This is a genomic window from Chryseobacterium sp. PvR013 (assembly GCF_017833095.1).
GTDB classification, from domain to species: domain Bacteria; phylum Bacteroidota; class Bacteroidia; order Flavobacteriales; family Weeksellaceae; genus Chryseobacterium; species Chryseobacterium culicis_A.
The window spans coordinates 3,324,668-3,347,518 of record NZ_JAFIBT010000001.1 but is presented as its reverse complement, the minus strand read 5'-3'; the positions used below and the strand labels follow the sequence as shown (position 1 = coordinate 3,347,518).

The window sequence follows — 22,851 nt, the reverse complement described above, 5'->3', positions numbered from 1 at the left end:
TTGCTGACTTTTCTGCAAAGGGTTAAATTTTAATATATGATAAATAAAATTGATTATGATTAGTAAAACTTTATTTAATTCTAAAGCTTGGATACCTCCGGTTGCTGTTTTTTTTCTGGGAATTACCAGTGTAAATGCACAGAATTCCAAGCCGAAAAAAGATAGCCTTCATGAAAAAGAGATTGATGAAGTAGTAGTGGTAGCTTACGGAAAAGCGAAAAGAAACAGCTATACCGGTTCCGTAGCTACAATTTCCAGTGATAAAATCAATAACAGACCTGTAACGAATATTACGAAAGCATTAGAAGGACAGGTTGCAGGGATTCAGACTACCAGCGCATCAGGTCAGCCAGGTGCTGTTTCCACGATCCGAATCAGAGGAATTGGTTCAATAAGTGCTTCCAGTGATCCATTATATGTAGTGGACGGAATTCCTTTTGATGGAAATCTAAACTCAATCAGTCCCAGCGATATCGAATCTATAAGTGTTCTGAAAGATGCTACAGCAAGTGCTTTGTATGGTTCAAGAGGAGCAAATGGGATCATCATCATTACTACAAAATCAGGTAAAAAAGGGGAAGCAAAAGTTAATTTTAATATCAGTCAGGGATTCTCCGGAAGAGCCGTAAAAGACTATGAACAGGTAAATACGGATCAGTATTTTCAACTGTACTGGGAAGCATTGAGAAATGGATATCAATCCGGGAAAGTTTCTTCTCAGCAGGCCGCTCAGATGGCAACAGACAACCTTGTTTCTTCACTGGGGATTAATCCATATGGGACAGCTTATCCAAAGCCTGTAGGTACAGATGGGAAGCTATTACCTGGTGCATCACCACTTTGGAATGATGACTGGAGAGATATCTTGCAGAGAGTGGCTTCAAGAAATCAGGTGGATCTTGATATCAGCGGAGGAAGTGAGAAAAGTAATTATTTCTTCTCTCTGGGGTATCTGGATGATAAGGGAATGGCAATTGAATCAGGATATAAAAGATATAATACCCGATTGAAAATCAATTCTGAAGTTAAAAAATGGCTGAATGTTGGGGTGAACTTAAGCTATGCAAACAGTATTCAGCAGGCGCCTACTTCTTCAGATTCCAAGGCCAGTAACATCATCAATGCGGCAAGATTTATTCCTTCATTCTATCCTTATTATGAAAGAAATGCTGACGGAACTTATATTTTGGATGCTGATGGAAACCCGATTTATGATTTTGGAAAATACAGACCCACAAATGCGCTTCAGAATCAAAATGCCGCAGCAACCTTACCATTAGATAAAAACGAAAATAAAGAGGACAACTTTTCAGGGAAGGGATTCATGGAATTTACTTTCTTGCCGGAGCTAAAATTCAAGACGAGTTTCTCTGTGGATTTGGTGAATTATAACGGACATTATTATTCAAATCCATTATTGGGGCAAGGCGCTGAGATTGGAGGATCGGTGACGAAAACCAATACCAGAACGCTTTCTTATACAACCAGTAATATTCTGACGTATGATAAAAAGTTTGGAAAACACCATGTCAATGTATTAGCGGGGCACGAATTCTATAAATATGATTATCAGACAATCTCCGGAACAAGAAGTCAGTTCTCACTGCCTTACTATTATGAGCCGGACGCCGCTTCTTTACTGGGAAGTTTCAGTGGAAACAGTAATAAATTGAGTTTGTTGAGTTTCCTTGGAAAAGTAGAGTATGATTACAACAATACCTATTTCTTATCTGCTTCAGGAAGGGCAGACAGCTCTTCGAGATTTGCAAAAGATAACAGGTGGGGAAGATTCTGGTCAGTAGGAGGTTCATGGAAAATTTCAAACGAAGAATTTGTCAAAAGTCTGAATGTCTTCAATCAATTGACATTGCGTGCCAGCTACGGAGGACAAGGAAATGATAAATTACTTAGACCTAACGGGCAGCCGCTTTATTATGCTTATCAGGAGTTGTACAGATTTATCAGCCTTGGTGGAGAACCGGGAACAACACTGGAAAAAACGTCTACCAATAATGTAAAGTGGGAAACGAACCTTAATTTAAATGTAGGATTGGAATTCGCGATTCTGAATAACAGGATTAAAGGAAATATCGAATATTTTAAAAGAAAAAGTCAGGACCTTTTGTTTAATATGCCTGTAGCACCATCGTTGGGAATCAGTGATTATCCGGCGAATATCGGAACCATTCAGAATACAGGATTTGAATTTTCATTATTCACAACACCCATTAAGAATGATAATTTCCAATGGAATGTAGATGTGAATCTGAGTACTTTAAACAATAAGGTAACGAAATTACCCGGAGGTTCTCTTGTAGTAGGAACTAAGCTGTTGACAGTAGGAGGTTCGGTATATGACTTCTTTATTCCGGAATGGGCTGGAGTTGATCCAAGCAATGGAAAGCCTTTGTGGAAAACAGTTGCTACCGATGCCAGCGGAAATTCAGTAGAAGGAACGACTTCGGAATATTCAAAAGCCACAAAGTTGTTACAGGGTTCAGCCTTGCCTAAACTGACAGGAGGAATCAGTACCAGTATCACCTATAAGAATTTTGATTTTTCAGGATTACTGACATTCAAAATCGGAGGAAAAATTCTAGATACTGATTATACTTCCATCATGCATAACGGAAGTGCCGGAGGACGTGCATGGAGCGCTGAAATGGTAAACAGATGGACTCCGGAAAATCCTTATACAGATGTTCCTGGATTGAGTACAACAACGAATAACTGGACCTCAACATCTTCAAGATTTCTTTACTCCGGAACGTATGCAAGACTTAAAAATGTAAGTTTAGGATATACTCTTCCTGAGGATTATTTTGAGAAAATAGGACTTAAGAAATTCAGAATTTATATCCAGGCAGAAAATCTTCTGACCTTCTATAAACATAAGGGAATGGATCCTGAACAGGCTTTGGACGGAACAACGTATTACAGATATCCGGCAATGAGAACAATTACATTTGGTCTTCAGGCAACACTTTAACCTTTAAAAATTGAAACAATGAAAAAATTAAAATATCTATCATTTGCGCTCATCGGATTTTTGTCACTGTCAAGCTGTGAAAATGATCTGGATACCGCTCCAACTGATCAGGCTAGCAGTGTAGAGGTTTTCAAAACAGCTGAAAGTGCAGAAACTGTTGTAAACGGTACTTGGGCGAAATTTAATAACGACGGAACAACGTATGCCAATATCGGCTATTCCACAGTTTTAAGAGCCAGTGATGCGATGGGAAGTGATGTGGCTGTATTGACTAATAAATATGGTTTTGCTTCAACCTATGGATTTACTGAAATGGTAAACAGTACAGCAAGCAGACCTTTATTTATCTGGACGATGTTGTATTCCACCATTAATAATATGAACAATGTGATTACAAGAATTGATGGAACGGAGGGCAGTCAGGAGAAAAAAAATCAGGTGAAAGGTCAGGCAAAAGCGTTACGTGCTTTCTGTTATCTGAATCTGGCAAGCTTTTATCAGTTCAGCTATTTGAAAGATAAGTCGGCTTTGACAGCTCCAATTTATACTGAGCCATCCACAACAGCTACAGTAGGGAAGAAGAGAGCAAGTCTTGAAGAAATTTATACTTTGATTAAAAGTGATCTTACTGATGCAGATAACCTATTGAAAACTTATACGAGAAATAACAAGGATAAAATCAACCGTGCTGTAGTGAACGGTCTTTTGGCAAGAACTTACCTGAATACAGGTGAGTGGAGTAAAGCTTCTGCATCTGCAAAAATTGCAAGAGAAGGTTTTCCGCTGATGGCTCCGGAAAAATATAAAGATGGCTTCAATGATATCAACAATGCAGAATGGATTTGGGGACACGGACAGACGCAAGAACAGTCTGACGCAAGTTATGCTTTCCATTATCTGGATGTATCTTCATCAGGAAGTTATTATTACAGCTTTATGGCGGATCCTTACTTTAAAGATCTTTTTGATGGCAATGATATCAGATCCCAACTATTTTCATGGGACGGGCAGAAAGGAAGAGAAGGATTGCTGAGGTATGCTAAGTTTAAATTTAAACCAACCCTTATTGCAGATATTGTGTACATGAGAGCTGCAGAAATGTATCTGATCGAAGCCGAAGCTGAAGCCAGAACTGGAAATGTCTCTCAGGCAGTAGCTGTTCTGAATCAGTTGAAATCGGCCAGAAATGCCAATATTTATAATGGTTCATTATCACAGAATGAGGTTGTAGCAGCAGTCTTGATTGAAAGAAGAAAAGAATTGTTTGGAGAGGGTTTCTCCCTTTCAGATATTATCAGAACGCAAGGAACGGTGGTAAGAAAACCGTTTGTAGATGTTGATGGTAAACCGATAAAAGTTCAGATTACTACACCAGAAGGAGCAGTGAAAACTGTAGATGGTAGAGGGCATTCTGTTCTTGATTTCCCGGATAAATCTGCTTTCACACCCAACAGCAATTATTATTTATTCAGTATTCCACAGAGAGAAGCTGAAAATAACCCGAATTTATAAGGAACATACTTATAATTAGATTGATTTTTTGGCCACTGCTTTTGCGGTGGCTTTTTTATTTTAAAATAAAAGATAGTTTAAGTATAAATAATAAAAACTACTCTTACTAAAGAGTGGTTTATGTTTTTTAATAGAATGGAGATTTTATATTTAAAAGCTAAGTTTGTCTATCTGTTATTAAGGGGGTATTGTTTATTTTTTTAATAACCATTGGTTGGTGATAGTTGGTTTCCATCCTTTAATTTTTCCTATCTTAACAGAGTCTTCTTTTGAAAAAATATAACAATCAAAATACATAATGCTGTCACCTTTTATAATATAGCATTGATTACTATTTGAGAATTTTCGGAAATAAAATTGCTTTTTAATACTATTCAAAACAAAATCTGAATTTCTAATACTGATTCCATCATCTTTGGAATCAGTATGTATATTTAAATATAGGGACCCACCTTTTATTCGAGAAATATCATATATCTTTCCTTTCATTTCCATAGGAAAATAATCGGATTTCATTTCATCAGTGAATGAGTTTGAATTATTATAAATTATAATACTAATAAACAATAATACGAAAACTAAGTATTTGATATTCTTCATTATATTCGGATTAATCCATATGTTTTTCTGATCTGTAATATACCAAAGAATCAAAAGTCTTTAGGAACTTTTTAAATTTTTCACTTTTTATACCATCAAAATTTTCCTTTTCCCCAATGAAGAACCGATACTGTACAGATAAGAGCCTTTTGTTGGTTTTGATTTTAATCTTATGCGACATGTAAATGGAATGTGCCCTTTCCCCAATTTTTGTAGTGTTGTCAATCAGGTAGAGCTGATGCTTCTCAAAACTTTCTTTTAAAATAATCCAATCCCGCTCTGTAAGTTTGAATCGGAGGGTATCTGAAGTGTCCGGTTCGGTATATAATAGGGTATTATAAATATCCGTGCCTTTAAGAGTTGACAGGTTTCTGCTTTCTGTTTCAATGGAAATGTCTTTGGCCAATACTTCTTTTTGTTCACAGGATGATATGATGAAGCAAAGACAAGCTGTGAAAAATATTTTTGATGTGAACAGACTCATTCAGATTAATAGAGGTATTGGAACTAGTGGTTTTGTGAAATACAAAGCTAACAAATAATAATTGGAATGGTATTTTATTAGTTTTGATAAGAATAATAATCTATAAAACAACCAAAGCTTTTACCCATTTTAGAAAAAATCTCTACCTTTGTAACAATGAACCTCTTAAGATGGATACTTGCATTTTATTTCATGGCGTTATCATTGATGCCATGTGAAGACACGTCCCATCCGTTGAATTCAGGAGATAACAAGATCTCATTAAGTATTCATGGCGTTCATTCTACAGAAAAAGGAGATATCTGTTCTCCACTGTGTGCATGCAGCTGCTGCCAGATGACGGTTTCAGCATTTAAAATGGATACTTTATTGGAGATTCCTGAGCAGATTCCTGCTTACTTTTCGAAGAAGATCTTATTTCACAAAAACGACTTTGCTTACCAGATTTACGACCCTATCTGGCAGCCTCCTAAAATTTAATTTTTATTGACTTTTAGAAAGTTATGCTTTCTAATATTTAACTGTGCTTGAAACTTTGCAATACCATTGCAGAGGTTTTCAGGATATTTTTGCTGCAGTATTTTATGCTGTGTGCATTCATTTTCAATAAAAATTACCTAAAAATCGTGTTAGATAAAATCATAAAATTCAGTATTAAAAATAAGGTGATCATTGGGTTGATGACCCTGGTACTGATCATCTGGGGAACGTGGAGTGCCACCAGATTGCCAATAGATGCTGTGCCGGATATCACCAACAATCAGGTGCAGATCATTACCGTATGTCCTACACTGGCGGGACAGGAAGTAGAACAGCTGGTTACCTTTCCCATTGAGCAAAGCATTGCCAATGTTCCCGATATTCAGGAGACAAGAAGTATTTCAAGATTCGGGCTCTCTGTGATTACAGTGGTGTTCAAAGAAAATGTAGATGTGTATTTTGCGAGACAGCTCATTAATGAACAGCTGAAAAATGCAGTGGAAGAAATTCCAAAAGGAGTAGGAACTCCTGAGCTGGCCCCTGTAAGTACAGGTCTTGGAGAAGTATATCAGTATATTCTTCACCCTAAAAAAGGAAGCGAAAAGAAATACAATGCCAAAGAACTCCGAACCATGCAGGACTGGATCGTTCGAAGACAGCTGAACGGAACACCAGGTGTTGCAGAAATCAACAGTTTTGGAGGAGAATTAAAACAATATGAAGTGGCTATTGATCCCAATCGTTTAAAAGCAATGGGAACAAGTATTACTGAAATATTTACAGCGCTTGAAAAAAACAATCAGAATACAGGAGGAGCTTATATTGATAAAAAGCCCAATGCTTATTTTATCCGTGGTATAGGGTTAGTAACCTCCCTTGAAGACATCAAAAACATAGCAGTTAAAAATGAAACAGGAAGTGTTCCGATCTTTATCAAAGATGTTGCTGATGTTCGTTTAGGAAGTGCCGTTCGTTACGGTGCATTAACCTATGACGGAAAAGTAGATGCCGTAGGTGGAGTAGTGATGATGCTGAAAGGAGCGAACAGTAATGAAGTGGTAAACAATATCAAAGCAAAAATTCCTACCATTCAGAAATCTCTTCCCAATGATGTTATTATAGAACCATTTCTGGATAGGACAGACCTTGTAGACAGAGCCATCAATACCGTACAGAAAAACCTTGTTGAAGGAGCACTGATCGTTATTTTCGTACTTGTAATTTTCCTTGGAAATCTTAGAGCAGGGCTTATCGTGGCTTCTGCTATTCCGCTTTCCTTATTGTTTGCGCTGGGAATGATGAATGTTTTTGGAGTAAGTGCCAACCTGATGAGCCTTGGGGCAATAGATTTCGGATTGATTGTGGATGGTGCGGTAATTATTGTAGAAGCCACCTTGCATCATTTAGGAGTGAGGAAATCTGCCCGTGCATTAACGCAGTCTGAGATGGATGAAGAAGTATTTCTTTCTGCATCAAAGATCAGAAGCAGTGCAGCCTTCGGGGAAATCATTATTCTTATCGTATACATCCCGATTCTTACTTTGGCCGGTGTGGAAGGGAAAATGTTTACTCCAATGGCAAAAACAGTAGGATTTGCCATTTTAGGAGCTTTAATTTTATCTCTGACCTACATTCCAATGATGAGCGCTCTGTTTTTATCTAAGAAAATATCTCACAAAGAAACGTTCTCTGATAAAATGATGAATAGCCTGCAAAAGATTTATCAGCCATTATTACAGAAATCAATAAAAGTGAAATATGCAATTGTTTCAGCAACGGCTGTAGTCTTTCTTATCTCTGCGTTTATTTTTAAAAATATGGGTGGTGAATTTATTCCTCAGCTGCAGGAAGGAGATTATGCATTTCACTGTATTTTACCGCAGGGAAGTTCATTGAGCCAGAGTATAGAAACCTCCATGCAGGCATCAAGAATTATCAAACAGTTTGATGAGGTGAAAATGGTAGTCGGGAAAACCGGTTCTGCTGAGGTTCCTACGGATCCGATGCCGCCTGAAGCAACCGATATGATTGTGGTATTGAAACCACAAAGCGAATGGAAAACCAAGAAATCTTACGACGAACTGGCAGATGAGATCAGTGAGAAACTGGAAACGATTCCGGGTGTATTCTTTGAGAAAAACCAGCCTATCCAGATGCGTTTCAATGAATTGATGACAGGAATCCGACAGGATGTTGCTGTAAAGATTTTCGGAGAGAATCTTGATTCATTAGCTGTGTATGCAGATAAGGTGGGAAAAATTATTCAGACAGTAGATGGGGCTACAGCGCCTCAGATTGAAAGAGTGAGTGGCCTTCCGCAGATTAATGTTCAATATGACAGAACAAGAATCGCCAATTATGGATTGAATATCGAAGATGTCAACAATGCCGTAAGTACAGCCTTTGCAGGAAAAGCTGCCGGACAGGTTTTTGAAAACGAAAGACGTTTTGATCTCGTAGTCCGTCTGGATAGTCTTCACAGAACAGATATCTCGGATGTAAATAACCTGATGATCACCTCCAGCACCGGAGCACAGATTCCATTGTCACAGGTGGCTAACATCAGTTATAAATTAGGTCCGGCACAGATCAGCCGTGAACAAGGAAAACGTAGAATAGTTATCGGATTTAATGTAAAAGACCGTGATGTGGAAAGTGTGGTGAAAGATATTCAGGCAAAACTGGATAAAGTGAAACTGCCTTCCGGATATTACTTTACCTATGGTGGACAGTTTGAAAACCTGCAGGAAGCAAGCAAACGCCTGATGATCGCTGTTCCGGTCTCATTGCTTCTTATTTTTATGCTGTTGTATTTTACTTTCCGCTCATTCAAACAGGCTGCATTGATTTTTACCGCGATTCCTATGAGTGCTATTGGTGGAGTATTTGCCCTTTTAATAAGAGATATGCCATTCAGTATCAGTGCAGGGATTGGATTTATTGCCCTTTTTGGAGTGGCAGTACTGAACGGAATTGTTTTGATCGGAACATTCAACCAGTTAGAAAAAGAAGGTGAAACAGATATTTTGAAAAGAGTATTTGAAGGAACAAAAACCAGATTAAGACCTGTATTAATGACCGCTACAGTGGCTTCATTAGGATTTTTACCGATGGCTATTTCCACCGGAGCCGGAGCAGAAGTACAGAAACCTCTTGCCACAGTGGTGATTGGTGGTCTGGTGACGGCTACATTCCTTACGCTATTTGTTTTGCCAATGCTGTATATCATTTTTAACACAAAAATTTTGAAAAGAAAAAATAATAATCCGGGAACATTTACAGTAGTTCTGGTATTAGGATTCATGATGCTGGGACAAACTTTTAAAGCGCAGTCCAGACCGGTTTCTGTAGAACAGGCGGTAAAACAGGCAGTTAATAATAATTTAACCTTACAGTCAAAAGACTTAAGCATTAAGTCTGCTGAAGCATTAAGGGCAACTGCGAAAGAGCTTCCTAAATTAAGCTTTGAAGCTCAGCTGGGACAATACAACAGTCCAAAGTTTGACCAGTCGTTTGCGATTTCACAGAGCATTCCTTTTCCTACCCTTTTTAAAGCAAGAAAAGATGTAATTACTGAGAATATTAAAAGCAAGCAGATTGATAAAGAAATCACAGCGAATGAACTGATAAAACAGGTTCGTACCTATTATTATCAGATTGAATATCTTCAGTATAATAAAGCCCAGCTGACCAGTCTGGATAAATATTATGAGGAATTCATCAGAATTGCAACCGTAAGATTCAAGGCGGGTGATATCAAAAAGATTGAAATCAGTACAGCGGAAACTCAGAAAGGAGAAATTGATCTGCTGCTCAGACAAAATGAAGTCTTTCTGAATAATGCCTATAAGAATTTAAAGACTTTGATGAACACATCAGAAGATCTTGAAGTTCCGTTTAATAAAGATTATGTTCCTCTAAAAGCAGAAAATGTACTAGACAGTGCCGTGGTGGCCAACAATCCGTCTGTAAGAGCTTTTTACCAGGAAATGGAAATTGCTGAGAAAAATAAGAAAGTAGAAAAATCTCTTGGACTGCCAGATTTCAGCTTAGGATATACCAATCAATCTTTGATAGGCCTTCATACCATCAACGGACAGGAAAATTTTTATAACTCGGGAAAACGTTTTCAGTCGGCAACCGTAGGAGTAGCAATTCCTTTGACCTTTGGAGCAACGAAAGCAAGAATTCAGGCATTGGAATATGACAGACAGGTTGCGGAAACCAATGTCAAAATGCAGAAGAAACAACTTGCTGCTCAATTAGAAAACGCTTTTAGTCAGTACCAGCAGGATATTCAGCAGTATGATTATTATACAAGCCAGGCACTGCCCAATGCAGAGAAAATTGTAAAGGCTGCTCAATTAGGATATAAAACGGGGGAAATTTCTTATGTAGAATATCTTTTTGCCCTGCAAACGGCTACCAATATTCAGTTAAAATATCTGGAATCTATCCAGCAGGTGAATCAATCTGTTGTAATCATCAATTCAATCATTAATAAATAATATGAAAGCGCTGTTATCAAAATTTTCTGCCAGACCCATGAAAATGATGGCATACGGCATCAGACAAAATACATTTTTACTTATGAAACTCAAATATAATATCATTCCTTTTATCCTGATTTCACTATTGCTAATAAGTTGTGGAAAAAAAGAAGCTGCAGAAGAAAAAGCTCCTGAAAAAACAGAACAGAAAGAGGCGGCACATGAAGAAGCTCCACAAACGATAGCTTCACTCACGGAAGATCAGATGAAGTCTGTGGGAGTAGCTTTGGGAGCTGTAGAAATGAAAGAGCTTACGTCCACCATTAAAGCAAATGGATTGCTGAGTGTTCCCAACAGTAATAAAGCAACCATCACTTCCCTGTACGGAGGGATCATCAAAACCATCAATATTCAGGTAGGAAGTATTGTAAAAAAAGGACAGGTGATTGCTACCATTGCCAATCCGGAATACATTCAGCTTCAGGAAGATTATCTGACAACCAACAGCAGGATAACGTATGCCGAACAGGAATACAGAAGACAACGAGAACTTTTTGATAATGATGCCGGAGCCAAGAAAAACCTTCAAAGTGCTGATGCTGAACTGAAAACATTAAGAACAAAAAGAGCTTCCCTGTTAAAACAGCTACAGATGATGGGAATAAGCCCGGGGAAAGTAAATAATGGAAATATGCGATCAGGTTTGGTTATCACAGCACCTATCAATGGTACGATCAGCAGTATCACAGCACAGATTGGAAGTTATGTAGATATTTCTTCTCCGGTTGCAACCGTAATTGATAACGGTTCCATTCATCTCGATCTTCAGGTGTTTGAAAAAGATCTTCCCAAAATGAGAGTTGGGCAAATTGTTCATTTTAAACTGACCAATAATCCGGAAACAGAATATGATGCCAGAATTTACAGCATAGGATCTTCTTTTGAAAATGAAAGCAAAACCATCTCTATGCATTGCGAAGTAATCGGAAATAAATCCGGTCTGATTGATGGAATGAATATCACCGGAATTGTAAGCCTCGATAAAAGTACAACCCCTGCAGTTCCTACCGAAGCCATCGTAGAAGCAGATGGTAAATACTTTGTATTTGTTCAGACTGATAAAAAAGTAGAGGAAGAACATGATGAAAAAGGAAAACCTCATCCGAAAACTTTAAACTTTGAAAAAATAGAAGTGGTAAAAGGAACTTCTGATATGGGATATACGGCGATAACTGCGGTAGGAAATATTCCGGACAATGCAAAAATAGTAGTGAAAGGAGCATTTTTCGTGAATGCGAAACTTGTGAATTCCGGGGAACACGAGCATTAATGAAAGTAGCTGGAGCCAGTAAAATGTCGATTATTATCCTTAAATTAGAGCTGTTTACGGAATTTTTTATTGAATAAAAGCGGCAGGAAAGAGGTAAAGATTATCTACCCTAATTTTAATAAATAACCCGATTATGTTATTAAACAAAAAAATATCAGTCTGGTATTTCATCCGTGAAATAAAAAGCCAAATTCTGTTTATCGGAATATTCGCTGTAGCCATCGGTCTTTTGGATATGTTGCCATGGTTTCGTAAAATTTCACTGCCGTTGAATATTCCGGCATTGCTGGGAACGGCAGTGTCTTTACTGCTGGCTTTCCGTACTTCCCAGTCCTACGAAAGATGGTGGGAAGCCAGAACCGTTTGGGGAGCTATTGTGAATGATTCCCGGACTTTTGTAAGGTTAATCATTCAGTTTATGCCGGCGGGAGAAGATAAAACAGTAAAAGATTTTGCCGAAAGACAAATCATCTGGACTTACGCGCTGGGAGAAGCCCTCAGAAAATTGCCATTCTCTGAAAGAGTTCAGCAATATCTCGATCAGCATAAGATAAAAGCGGTGAATATTCCCAATGCTATTCTGGATGAACACTCCAGACAGCTGAAAGAAATTGCCGCTTCCAAAGGGCTGACCGATTTTCAACAGATGCAGCTGAATGATATCATTACAAGACTTTGCGACAGTATGGGAAAATGTGAGAGGTTGAAGAATACGGTTTTTCCACGTTCTTATAGTGTTTTAGTCCATATTTTGATTTATGTTTTTGCAGCGATACTTCCGTTTGGACTTGATGATTCACAGCTGGCAGTTGAAATTGCGATTACTTTCCTGGTTCCGGTAACATTCATTGCGATTGAAAAAACATCAATCATTATGCAGGATCCCTTTGAAAATAGCCCTGTAGATACGCCAATGACTTCTCTGGCACAAACCATAGAGATTAATATCAGACAAATGATTGGTGAGCAGAATGTTCCACCCAAAAAAGAAAATACATCTTATTATGAAATGTAATTAAACCATACACAATATGGAAAACACACCAACACAAACCGTTTCTGCAGGAAGCAGACATAAAAAGAACCTCCTTATCGTACTCTGCCTTAGCGGAACCTATCTCATTGCTGAGGTGATAGGAGGAATTGTTACCAACAGTCTTGCGTTACTGGCAGATGCAGCTCATATGCTGACAGATGTGGTAGGATTGTTGCTGGCATTTATAGCCATCAAAATAGGAGAAAGAAAAGCAGATCCTTCCCGAACTTACGGATATTATCGTACCGAAATACTCGCAGCTGTTATCAATGCGGTTGTTTTACTGGGAATTTCGATCTATGTTTTGTTTGAAGCTTACAAGCGGTTTCAAAATCCGCCGGAAGTACAAAGTAAATCAATGCTGATTGTAGCAGGGATCGGATTGATCGTTAATATTGTCGGAATGATGATTCTGAGAAAAGACTCGGAAGGCAGCTTAAATATGAAAGGCGCTTATTTTGAAGTCCTTTCAGATATGCTTACTTCAGTAGGAGTGATGATTGCAGGAGTAATTATGCTGACAACAGGCTGGTATTATGCCGATCCCCTGATCTCAGCCGCAATTGGATTGCTGATCTTCCCAAGAACATGGAGGCTGTTGAAAGAAGCCATTAATGTGTTGCTTGAAGGAACTCCTAAAGATGTGGATATTCATGAACTTCGTAAATCTCTGGAACAAACTCCGGGAGTGAAAAATATTCATGATCTGCACGTATGGTCATTAACATCAAGCGTAAATGCAATGAGTGCCCATGTGGTAAAAGAAGCGGCATATGCTCAGAATCAATTATTAAAAACATTGACAGACACTACTGTTAATAATTTTAAAATCAGTCATACCACTTTTCAGATAGAAGAGGAAGGCTATGAAGAAAATGAAGTACATCTGTAAAACTTTAAAAGCGTACAATGAAAAAAGATATAGAAGACAAACTCATTGATAAAAATACCAAACCCACAAGCATGAGGATTTTGGTCTATGATTTTTTAAGCTCTCAGGAAGCTGCTTTATCCCTTTCTGAAATAGAAAATCATTTTGAAAATGCTGACAGAATCACCATCTACAGAACACTGAAAACCTTTGAAGAAAAAGGAATTGTTCACAGCATTCAGGAAAATACCACCACAAAATACAAGTTATGTGAAGACGATTGTGATGAAAAAACACATAAAGACTGGCATCTCCATTTTTATTGTAAAATCTGCAAGCAGACAACCTGTAAAGAAGATATTTCCTTCCCTGAAAACATACAGACCAACTTCAGGATTGATGAAATAAGATTGTTTGCCAAAGGAATCTGCGAAAATTGTCTCGAAAGTTTGCAATAGCATTGCATCAGTCTCACCTTTAAATTTGTATAAAAATATTCAGTTATGGAAAAATGCTGTAGTACAACCCCGGAAAAACCAGATACAAAAGGACACAAACATAATCATGCAGAAGGAGACGGCCATGACCACGACGGCCGTGATCATTCTCACGACTCCGGAGATCAGACAGTCTTTCAGATGTTTCTTCCGGCCATTATATCCTTTGTTATTTTATTATTGGGAATTGCCTTTGATAACTATATAAAACCTGCATGGTTTGCAGGCTGGGTGCGCCTGGTATGGTTTCTGGCAGCTTATATTCCTGTAGGATTTCCGGTATTGAAAGATGCTTATAAAAGTATTATCAAGGGAGATGTGTTTTCAGAGTTCTTTTTGATGAGTATTGCAACGATTGGTGCTTTTGCCATCGGAGAATATCCTGAAGGCGTAGCGGTGATGCTGTTCTACGCAGTAGGAGAGGTATTCCAGTCTATGGCAGTTACCAGAGCCAAAGGAAATATAAAAGCCTTATTGGATCAGCGTCCTGATGAGGTCACCATTATAGAAAATAATCAGCCCAAAACGATAAAAGCAAAAGAAGCCAAAATCAGTGATGTTATCCAGCTGAAACCCGGTGAAAAACTGGCTCTCGATGGAGAACTGCTTTCTGATTCAGCTTCATTCAATACAGCAGCTTTAACCGGTGAAAGTAAACCCGATACCAAAAATAAAGGTGAAGCGGTTCTTGCAGGGATGATCAATATGAACAGTATTGCCTTAGTAAAAGTAAATACAGCCTATGAAGACAGTAAACTGAGTAAAATTCTTGAACTGGTTCAGAATGCAACAGCTCAAAAAGCCCCTACAGAACTATTCATCAGAAAATTTGCTAAAGTATATACACCTATCGTTGTATTTCTTGCTATTGGAATCTGCTTGCTGCCTTATTTCTTTGTTAGTGATTATCAGTTCAGAGACTGGTTATACAGAGCATTGATATTCCTTGTGATTTCTTGCCCTTGTGCATTGGTGATTTCTATTCCGCTAGGGTATTTCGGAGGAATTGGTGCTGCAAGCCGAAACGGAATTTTATTCAAAGGAAGTAACTTCCTGGACAGTATTGCAGAAATTCAGAATGTAGTGATGGATAAAACCGGAACGATGACAGAAGGCGTATTCAAAGTTCAGGAAGTAAGTATGGCTTCTGAATTTAATAAAGAGGAAATCCTTCAGATGGTGAATGTTCTTGAGAGCAAAAGTACCCATCCCGTGGCAACAGCTATTCACAATTATGTAGGAGATATCAACCACAATATTCCATTAGAAAATGTAGAAGAAATTGCAGGACACGGACTCAAAGCAACGATTAACGGAAAAGAACTTCTGGTAGGGAACTTTAAGCTGATGGATAAATTTAATATCAATTATGATCTTAACCATGCCAATATTGTGTACACGGTCATCGCAGTGGCTTATGATAAAATGTTTGCAGGATATATCACCATTGCAGACAGCATAAAAGAAGATGCCAAAGAAACAGTAGGTAATCTGCATAAAATGAATGTAAAAGCTACAATGCTGAGCGGTGATAAAAGTACCGTTGTGAAATATGTAGCAGATCAGTTGGGCATAGACAATGCATTCGGAGACCTTTTGCCCGAAGATAAAGTCAATAAGGTTAAAGAAATTAAAGCCAGAAAACAAACCGTAGCTTTCGTAGGAGACGGAGTGAATGATGCCCCTGTTGTTGCTTTAAGTGATGTGGGAATTGCAATGGGAGGATTAGGAAGTGATGCCACCATTGAAACGGCAGATGTAGTCATTCAGGATGACAAACCAAGCAAAATCCCAATGGCAATCAATATCGGAAAACAAACGAAAAAAATCGTTTGGCAGAATATAATTCTTGCTTTTGCCGTAAAAGCAGTGGTTTTAATTCTGGGTGCCGGTGGACTGGCTACTATGTGGGAAGCTGTTTTCGCCGATGTAGGAGTTGCCTTGCTGGCTATTTTAAATGCGGTAAGAATTCAAAGAATGAAATTTTAAAAAGCAAATAATAAACACAACTCAATTATATTCAATAAAAGCTCTGCTGATTTTCAGTAGAGCTTTTGTTTTAAATTACCCATCATATCAGTCATTCTATTGAAATCCATATTATACTATTGAAACTCTTACGGAGTGACAAAGGGACTGTCTCTACTTTCCGTGTAAACAAGGACAGATAATTAGACAATTACAATAATTATGAAAATAATACACACAGCTTGTCATTCCGTAGGAATCTCTACAAAGATAAATCAAACGAGTATTGCAATTTTATCGGAGATAAAATCCTTGCGCCTTAAAAAAATAGTAAACATTAAAAAACTTGCGTCTTTGCGTTTCCAACATTACACCATACCAAAACATAATTCAAAAAAGGTAATAGATTTTTTATTGGATAAACACAAAGGCGCAAAGAAGATAAAAATTGTGTTGTTTTTAAGGACGCAAGAAAATCAAAGATTTTAAGCAAGTTTACTTCTTGATTGAAAATCTTATTCAAAAACATTAAGTATTCGGAAACATTTTTAGCACCTTTTGATTCCCAACAAAACATAAAAAAGCTCTGCCAAAAACATCAGCAAAGCTTTTATCAACAAGATTAAATTGTATATAAAGAACTAAATTTTTATTTAGGTCTAAAGTCTTACTCAAAGTTCGGGATAAAATTATACAGGTGACAGGCACAGTTTTATAATTTTTGTGGGTAACAGTAAACAACCATCAATGACATTCATCATAAATTATACATAAAACAGTTTTGAAGTAGTATATTTGTGACAGAGAAAAAATCGTTGAGGTTATTTATTTCCATATTCGTCATTTTTACCATTGCATTACGTCCCGTTTTGCCATTGGTAAACTATGCGGTGAACTATGATTATATTGTGAAAAACCTTTGTGAGAACAGAAATGTACCACAATCAACATGTAAGGGAAAATGCTATGTAGAAAAAGAACTGGCAAAAACAGAAAAACAGTCCAATAGCTCTCAAACCATAAAGATTGCAGGATTAGATGCCTTTATCTCTCATGATATCCTTTCCTTCTCTTCACTACTCAACCCGGAATTGATTACTGAGATTCCTGATTCAAGTTACTTTAATTCTCATTCTTCAGAATATTTTTCCAGGATTTTCCATCCTCCATTAGCTTAATTATATTTTAAACTATATTTTTAGTTTATGAATTGGAGGTGCTGAAACTTTCAATTAAAAGTCATTACTACACTTTGCATCATTAAATTTGGGGTTTAATTTCCCACAATTTATAACGCTGTGCTTTGTGTTCTAAGTTAATTTATCATTATTAATTTCAATTTAACATTAAAATGAAATCTCCTCTTATTTTGACGGCAATGCTGTCAATATCATTATTGTCGTGTGCCAAGGAAACGCCTCAGGTAAAGCATGCAAGCCACATGGATTCTTCCGGAAAGAAAATAGAAAATGTACAGGTCGTAAATGAAGAAGACCCGATTTGCCACATGAAAACGGCCGGATCTCTGAAAGATACAGCGGTATATAAAAATAAAACGTACGGTTTTTGTAGTGTTTACTGCAAAGATGAATTCAAAAAAAGCCCTGAGAAATATGCCCAAAAATAACAAGACCAATAATAAAAGTAAAGTGATCATACCCATTGTGGTTTTTGCATTGCTTTTCCTGGGAATCGGTGTCGGAATGGGGTATTTTAAAAAAAGCCTTTATACCGTAATGAAAGTTCCGGATTTTGAACTGACAGATCAGAACAGTAAAAAAATCACCAATAAAGATATGTTGGGAAAGGTCTATCTCGTAGAATTTTTCTTCAGTAAATGTCCTACAATATGTCCGGTGATGAATACCAATATGAAGGCTATTCAGAATCAGATCGATGATCCGAATTTTGGTATTATCTCCATAAGCATTGATCCGGAAAATGATACTCCATCTGCACTGAAAGAACATGCCCAAAGAATAGGAGCCAAGTCTCCAAACTGGCATTTCCTGACCGGAGACCGTACCTATATTGGTGATCTCGCGGATAAATTTAATATCTATGTGGGGGACAAAGAAGATGAAGGAGAAAGCCTGAACCACAGCGGAATGATCGCCCTGGTAGATCAGGATGGAAATATCAGATGCAGATACAATAAAGAAAATATGCCTATTCTGTATTATTCAGGATTGAATTATGAAGATCCGGAAGGTAAAACACCTATGCTGACCGGAAAATACCATCCGGACAGAGAAATTCTGATTGAGGATATTAAGAAATTATTGAAATAGAGGGAGATGGGAGCACGAAGCTGGAAGCTGGAAGTTCTTCCAGACGATAAAACTGTAGCGGTTTTTAGATCGCTATAGAAATCAATAGAAGTTGAAGAAGTTATGTTATGACATTCATTACTTCCAGCCTCCATCTCCCATCTTCCAGCTTAGCAAAAAACATTGTTCAACCATAAACAAAAACATTATGAAGATTTTGAAAATAGCTGCTGTAACTGCAGTTTTCGCGGCCCAGTTTACACTGGCTCAGTTTAAGCAGACTCCTTTACCATACGCTTATAATGCTTTGGAAGGGAATATTGATGCCCAAACGATGGAAATTCATTATTCAAAACATGCGGCAGCGTATGTCGCTAATCTGAATAAAGCAATTACAGGAACTCCACAGGAAAAAGAAACGTTGTTTCAGATTCTTTCCAATGTTTCAAAACTGCCCGCTGCAGTAAGAAATAATGCAGGAGGACATTACAACCACGAACTGTTCTGGACGGTTCTTACTCCTCAGAAGAATACACAGCCTTCTGCAAAATTGGTAAAAGCCATCACTGAAACTTTTGGAAGTATGGATGCTTTTAAAGAAAAAATGGCTAAAGCAGGAGCAGACCGTTTTGGATCAGGATGGGCATGGCTTTCCGTAGATAAAAATGGAAAATTGTTCGTTTCTTCAACCCCTAACCAGGACAATCCTTTGATGGATGTGGTGGAAGAGAAGGGAACTCCTATCTTCGGAATTGATGTCTGGGAACATGCGTACTATTTGAAATATCAGAATAAAAGAGCAGACTATCTTACCGCGATCTGGAACGTTACCAACTGGAAAGAAATCAGCAGAAGATATGATGAAGCTTTAAGCAAGAAATAATCTGATGAAATTATTTTACAGCATACTTTTTACTTTTTACATGGTGCTAAGACCTTTAGTGCCTGTGATAGAGTATGCTGTAAATTATGATTATATCGTTAAAGTTCTCTGTATTAATAAATCCAGGCCAGAGGTTCACTGTAACGGAAAATGTTACCTGAGTAAAGAATTGGCTAAAACCAATGATTCAGAATCTTCACCTTTTCAGAAACTCAAAAGCTCAGGACAGAAAATCCTTGATACCTATATCCTGCCTGAAACCGCAGAGATCATTACTACTGAAAAACAACCGTTTTTCAATTTCAACTTCACTTATGAAACAGCCTATTCTTTTCTGTTTCTTACCCATATTTTCAAACCACCGGTTTTTTAAGTTAAACGATCACTATTCAACCACAAAAGTCACAAAAGCATAGATAAATAGAAATGCTTAGGTGTTCTTATTGTGCATAAAAATTACCACTTGATATACCTTAAGTGTAAGAGCTTTGGTGCCTTTTGTGGTAAAAAAAAGAATGTCTTCACATTCAAGATTGTATTCAACTTAAAAAAATCAACAATGAAAATTTATAAATTTTTATCACTATTCTTTATTGCCTTTACTTTATTCTCTTTTGTAGCCTGCGAAAACAACAGGGATGATGAAAATCCACAGGATACTACGCCCGGAAAACTTCAGATTAAATTTGAAAACGGATTTAATAATGTAGGTGATATTGTCCTGAATCAAACGGTTCAGACTTCTTCTAATGGACAGAAACATAATTTTTCTGCTTTAAAATATGTAATCAGTAACATTTCCCTGATAGACGAGAACGGGAATGAATTTAAATACAATGAAAACAACCCTGATAAAGGTGCTTTCATCGTAGATCAGGCTGATGCGGTAGCCGGAATTATATACCTCAACCTGGAGGATATTCCGAAAAATAATTATAAAAAAATAAAGTTCGGATTAGGAATCAGCCAGAAAGCTTACTTATTGGGACAGGACGGTCAAGCTGAATTCTGGACAAAAGCCAAGCAGAAAGGGATGTCATGGTCATGGGCAGCCGGATATGTTTTTGTAAAACTGGAAGGAAAGTATGGAGCAGATTCTCCATCAAAGGAATTCATGAATCATACAGGGAATATGGGAAATACTACAGAAAATAATACCCCTGATCTTTATCGTGAAATTACGTTGAATCTTCCAACAACAGCCAGAGTAACAGGACAAATTCGCCCTTCTGTTCATATTCTGGCAGATCTGAATCAGTTTTTGAGTGGAGATAAAGCGCTTACCCTTACCGCAACTAATGATATGCTGATGGGTTCAAATCAACATCTGGTAGACGTTACCAATAACCTTACAAAAATGTTTAAAGTAGATCACGTTCATAATGATTAATTTTTTTGTAAAAACAATACTGGTTCTGGGTGTATTTCTGCTGAGTTGTATTTCCTGTTCAGATGAGGTGATACAGCCGCTGGAAAAAGATGAAGCATATAATCTGCAGTTTCCTTCTTATTTCCCTGAAATGACTTTTGATAAATCAACGAATCCGGTGACAAAAAACGGTGTAGAATTGGGAAGAAAATTATTCTACGAAGGAAAGCTTTCCCGGAATAATACCATTTCATGCGGTTTCTGCCATATTCAGGAAAACGCTTTTACCCATCATGGGCATACTGTAAGCCATGGGGTAGATGACAGAATTGGAATCCGAAATGCTCCACCCATTCAGAATATGGCTTTTTTGAAAAGATATATGTGGGACGGTGTCATTCATAATCTTAATGAACAGCCCATCAGCCCTATTACAGACATCAATGAAATGGACAGTTCTATACCGGAAGCTATTTCAAAAATAAAAGATGACCAGAAGTATAAAAAACTTTTCAGGGAAGCTTATGGAGATGAAACGATTACAGGAGAAAGAATTCTAAAAGCGCTGTCACAGTTTATGGCTTCACTGATTTCTGCAGATTCAAAATATGACAGATTCAGACAAGGAAAAGAGCAGCTAACTTCAGCAGAATCTCAGGGAATGGCTTTGTTCGGTCAGAAATGTGCCTCTTGTCATAGTGGAGAATTATTTACCGATGAAAGTTTCCGCAATACAGGAATGTATTATAACACCGAGTTCAAAGATGCAGGGCGCTACAGAGTTACTCTTAATCAGGTAGACTGGATGAAATTCCGTGTTCCGAGTCTGAGAAATGTAGAATATACAGCACCTTATATGCATGACGGAAGATTTTACACCTTAGAGGCGGTACTTAATTTCTATTCTGATCAGGTAGAAGATAATCCCAATCTGGATTCGCAGCTGAAACAGAATGGGCATATAGGTATTGCTATGAACAGTCAGGAAAAACAGTCGATCATTGCATTCCTGAAAACATTATCAGATAAAAGTTTTATATCCAATCCAAAATTTGCAGAATAATTTATAGAAAACATGAAGAAGATTATAGTAATAATAAGTTTAATCCTGTTTGGGCAATATCAGGCAAAAACCATCAGAGATAGCGCATATATAGCTCCGGACAGCTTTAGCAGATTTGATTTTGATGATGATTGTGATGCCTGTGGCTGTGCTGCAGGAAACGGTTCTTCCGGCTTTGAGTCTTTATTGAATCCACAGTTTATCGGAATCAAATACTTTGCCCAGCATTACAAAGCAAAAGAAAACCTATTTGTGAAAGATCTTACACAGGATCAGTATTTCAATACCTTACAGCTTTGGGGAAAGATTCCTTTAACTAAAAAACTGAGTGTATATGCAAGTCTGCCATTCCATTTCCATGAAAAGAAAACCCAACAGGGAGATATCAAAATCAATGGAATCGGGGATCTTAACCTGATGGGAATTTATCAGCTGATGAGTTCTAAAGATAATTTTCACCACTTAAGCGGAGGGTTGGGTGTGAAAATCCCTTTGGGGAAATTCGATGAGAAAGGAGCTTCCGGCGTTAATCCGAGTTTTCAGCTGGGAACAGGAAGCTGGGATTATCAGGCCGCTTTGAATTATAAGTTTCAGAAAAATAAAGTGGCTGTGTTGGTGAATACAGATTATACCATCAAAACGGAGAATAAGAAAAATTACCGATTTGGAAACCAATGGAACTATGCAGCGACGGGATTTTATCAGGTTGCAGGAAATGAAAAATCCATTTTTTCAGTGAAAACCGGAGTTCAGGGAGAAGTGTATGCCCAGAACAAACAGTTTGATGAAGCGCTGCCCAATACTGCCGGAAGCGCTTTGTATGGAAAGTTAGGATTTGAAGCCTCCTATAAAAGGCTGAGTTTGGGAAGTGAACTCATGCTTCCTATGTATACCCATCTGGCAGGAGGTGATATCGAAGCAAAATCAAGATTCAGTATTTTCCTGAATATTGGGATTTAAATAAAAACCCTTTTGAAAATCATGTTAAAGCTCCTTCGGGAGCTTTAAT

The 22,851-nt window shown here is 37.6% G+C and carries 20 protein-coding genes; 18 read left to right on the top strand and 2 right to left on the bottom strand.

Features of this window, described 5'->3' with window-relative positions; genetic code table 11:
- Positions 1-55 precede the first annotated feature (55 nt).
- Both JOE44_RS15275 and JOE44_RS15270 read left to right on the top strand, forming a co-directional pair.
- On the top strand, positions 56-2,989 hold the full coding sequence (locus JOE44_RS15275; protein WP_209786214.1) for a TonB-dependent receptor: 2,934 nt from the start codon (positions 56-58) through the stop codon (positions 2,987-2,989).
- Positions 2,990-3,007: 18 nt separating this feature from the next.
- Complete coding sequence (locus JOE44_RS15270) at positions 3,008-4,501, top strand: RagB/SusD family nutrient uptake outer membrane protein (RefSeq protein ID WP_209786213.1); 1,494 nt, start codon at positions 3,008-3,010, stop codon at positions 4,499-4,501.
- Between the two features lie 192 nt (positions 4,502-4,693).
- Here JOE44_RS15270 and JOE44_RS15265 read toward each other — a convergent pair whose 3' ends face one another.
- Entirely contained in the window at positions 4,694-5,017 is a 324-nt protein-coding gene (locus JOE44_RS15265; RefSeq protein ID WP_209786212.1) for a hypothetical protein, read from the bottom strand.
- Between the two features lie 94 nt (positions 5,018-5,111).
- Positions 5,112-5,585: a hypothetical protein gene (locus JOE44_RS15260; RefSeq protein ID WP_209786211.1), complete on the bottom strand. Its 474-nt coding sequence runs from the start codon at positions 5,583-5,585 to the stop codon at positions 5,112-5,114.
- Positions 5,586-5,741: 156 nt separating this feature from the next.
- On the opposite strand from JOE44_RS15260, the gene JOE44_RS15255 reads away from it, so the two are divergent.
- The 16 genes from JOE44_RS15255 to JOE44_RS15180 all read left to right on the top strand — a co-directional run bounded on the left by JOE44_RS15255 (position 5,742) and on the right by JOE44_RS15180 (position 22,802).
- Positions 5,742-6,065, top strand: a complete 324-nt coding sequence (locus JOE44_RS15255) for a DUF6660 family protein (protein ID WP_209786210.1) — start codon at positions 5,742-5,744, stop codon at positions 6,063-6,065.
- Positions 6,066-6,211: 146 nt separating this feature from the next.
- Positions 6,212-10,573, top strand: coding sequence for a CusA/CzcA family heavy metal efflux RND transporter (locus JOE44_RS15250; RefSeq protein ID WP_209786209.1), 4,362 nt, complete (start codon positions 6,212-6,214; stop codon positions 10,571-10,573).
- Positions 10,574-10,655: 82 nt separating this feature from the next.
- Positions 10,656-11,885: an efflux RND transporter periplasmic adaptor subunit gene (locus JOE44_RS15245; protein WP_209789215.1), complete on the top strand. Its 1,230-nt coding sequence runs from the start codon at positions 10,656-10,658 to the stop codon at positions 11,883-11,885.
- Between the two features lie 133 nt (positions 11,886-12,018).
- Positions 12,019-12,900 (top strand): bestrophin family ion channel, encoded by an 882-nt coding sequence (locus JOE44_RS15240; protein WP_209786208.1) that lies wholly within the window; start codon positions 12,019-12,021, stop codon positions 12,898-12,900.
- A 16-nt stretch (positions 12,901-12,916) separates the two neighbouring features.
- On the top strand, positions 12,917-13,813 hold the full coding sequence (locus JOE44_RS15235) for a cation diffusion facilitator family transporter (protein ID WP_209786207.1): 897 nt from the start codon (positions 12,917-12,919) through the stop codon (positions 13,811-13,813).
- 17 nt (positions 13,814-13,830) lie between these two features.
- Entirely contained in the window at positions 13,831-14,250 is a 420-nt protein-coding gene (locus tag JOE44_RS15230; protein ID WP_209786206.1) for a transcriptional repressor, read from the top strand.
- A 45-nt stretch (positions 14,251-14,295) separates the two neighbouring features.
- A complete protein-coding gene (locus tag JOE44_RS15225) occupies positions 14,296-16,278 on the top strand; it encodes a heavy metal translocating P-type ATPase (RefSeq protein ID WP_209786205.1) in 1,983 nt (660 codons plus the stop codon).
- A 201-nt stretch (positions 16,279-16,479) separates the two neighbouring features.
- Positions 16,480-16,746: a hypothetical protein gene (locus tag JOE44_RS15220; protein WP_209786204.1), complete on the top strand. Its 267-nt coding sequence runs from the start codon at positions 16,480-16,482 to the stop codon at positions 16,744-16,746.
- Between the two features lie 308 nt (positions 16,747-17,054).
- A complete protein-coding gene (locus JOE44_RS15215; protein WP_309511682.1) occupies positions 17,055-17,435 on the top strand; it encodes a hypothetical protein in 381 nt (126 codons plus the stop codon).
- A 173-nt stretch (positions 17,436-17,608) separates the two neighbouring features.
- Positions 17,609-17,884, top strand: a complete 276-nt coding sequence (locus JOE44_RS15210) for a YHS domain-containing protein (RefSeq protein ID WP_209786203.1) — start codon at positions 17,609-17,611, stop codon at positions 17,882-17,884.
- The gene (locus JOE44_RS15205) at positions 17,871-18,548 is read left to right on the top strand and encodes an SCO family protein (RefSeq protein WP_209786202.1); all 678 of its coding nucleotides are present in this window, start codon (positions 17,871-17,873) and stop codon (positions 18,546-18,548) included. The genes JOE44_RS15210 and JOE44_RS15205 overlap by 14 nt, the downstream gene beginning before the upstream one ends.
- Positions 18,549-18,735: 187 nt before the next feature.
- Positions 18,736-19,410 (top strand): superoxide dismutase, encoded by a 675-nt coding sequence (locus JOE44_RS15200; protein ID WP_105683287.1) that lies wholly within the window; start codon positions 18,736-18,738, stop codon positions 19,408-19,410.
- A 4-nt stretch (positions 19,411-19,414) separates the two neighbouring features.
- Positions 19,415-19,783 (top strand): hypothetical protein, encoded by a 369-nt coding sequence (locus JOE44_RS15195; RefSeq protein ID WP_245169791.1) that lies wholly within the window; start codon positions 19,415-19,417, stop codon positions 19,781-19,783.
- Positions 19,784-19,969: 186 nt separating this feature from the next.
- Complete coding sequence (locus JOE44_RS15190) at positions 19,970-20,800, top strand: MbnP family protein (RefSeq protein ID WP_209786201.1); 831 nt, start codon at positions 19,970-19,972, stop codon at positions 20,798-20,800.
- A complete protein-coding gene (locus JOE44_RS15185; RefSeq protein ID WP_209786200.1) occupies positions 20,793-21,842 on the top strand; it encodes a cytochrome c peroxidase in 1,050 nt (349 codons plus the stop codon). The genes JOE44_RS15190 and JOE44_RS15185 overlap by 8 nt, the downstream gene beginning before the upstream one ends.
- Before the next feature lie 12 nt (positions 21,843-21,854).
- Positions 21,855-22,802: a transporter gene (locus JOE44_RS15180; RefSeq protein ID WP_209786199.1), complete on the top strand. Its 948-nt coding sequence runs from the start codon at positions 21,855-21,857 to the stop codon at positions 22,800-22,802.
- The last annotated feature ends 49 nt before the right edge of the window (positions 22,803-22,851 follow it).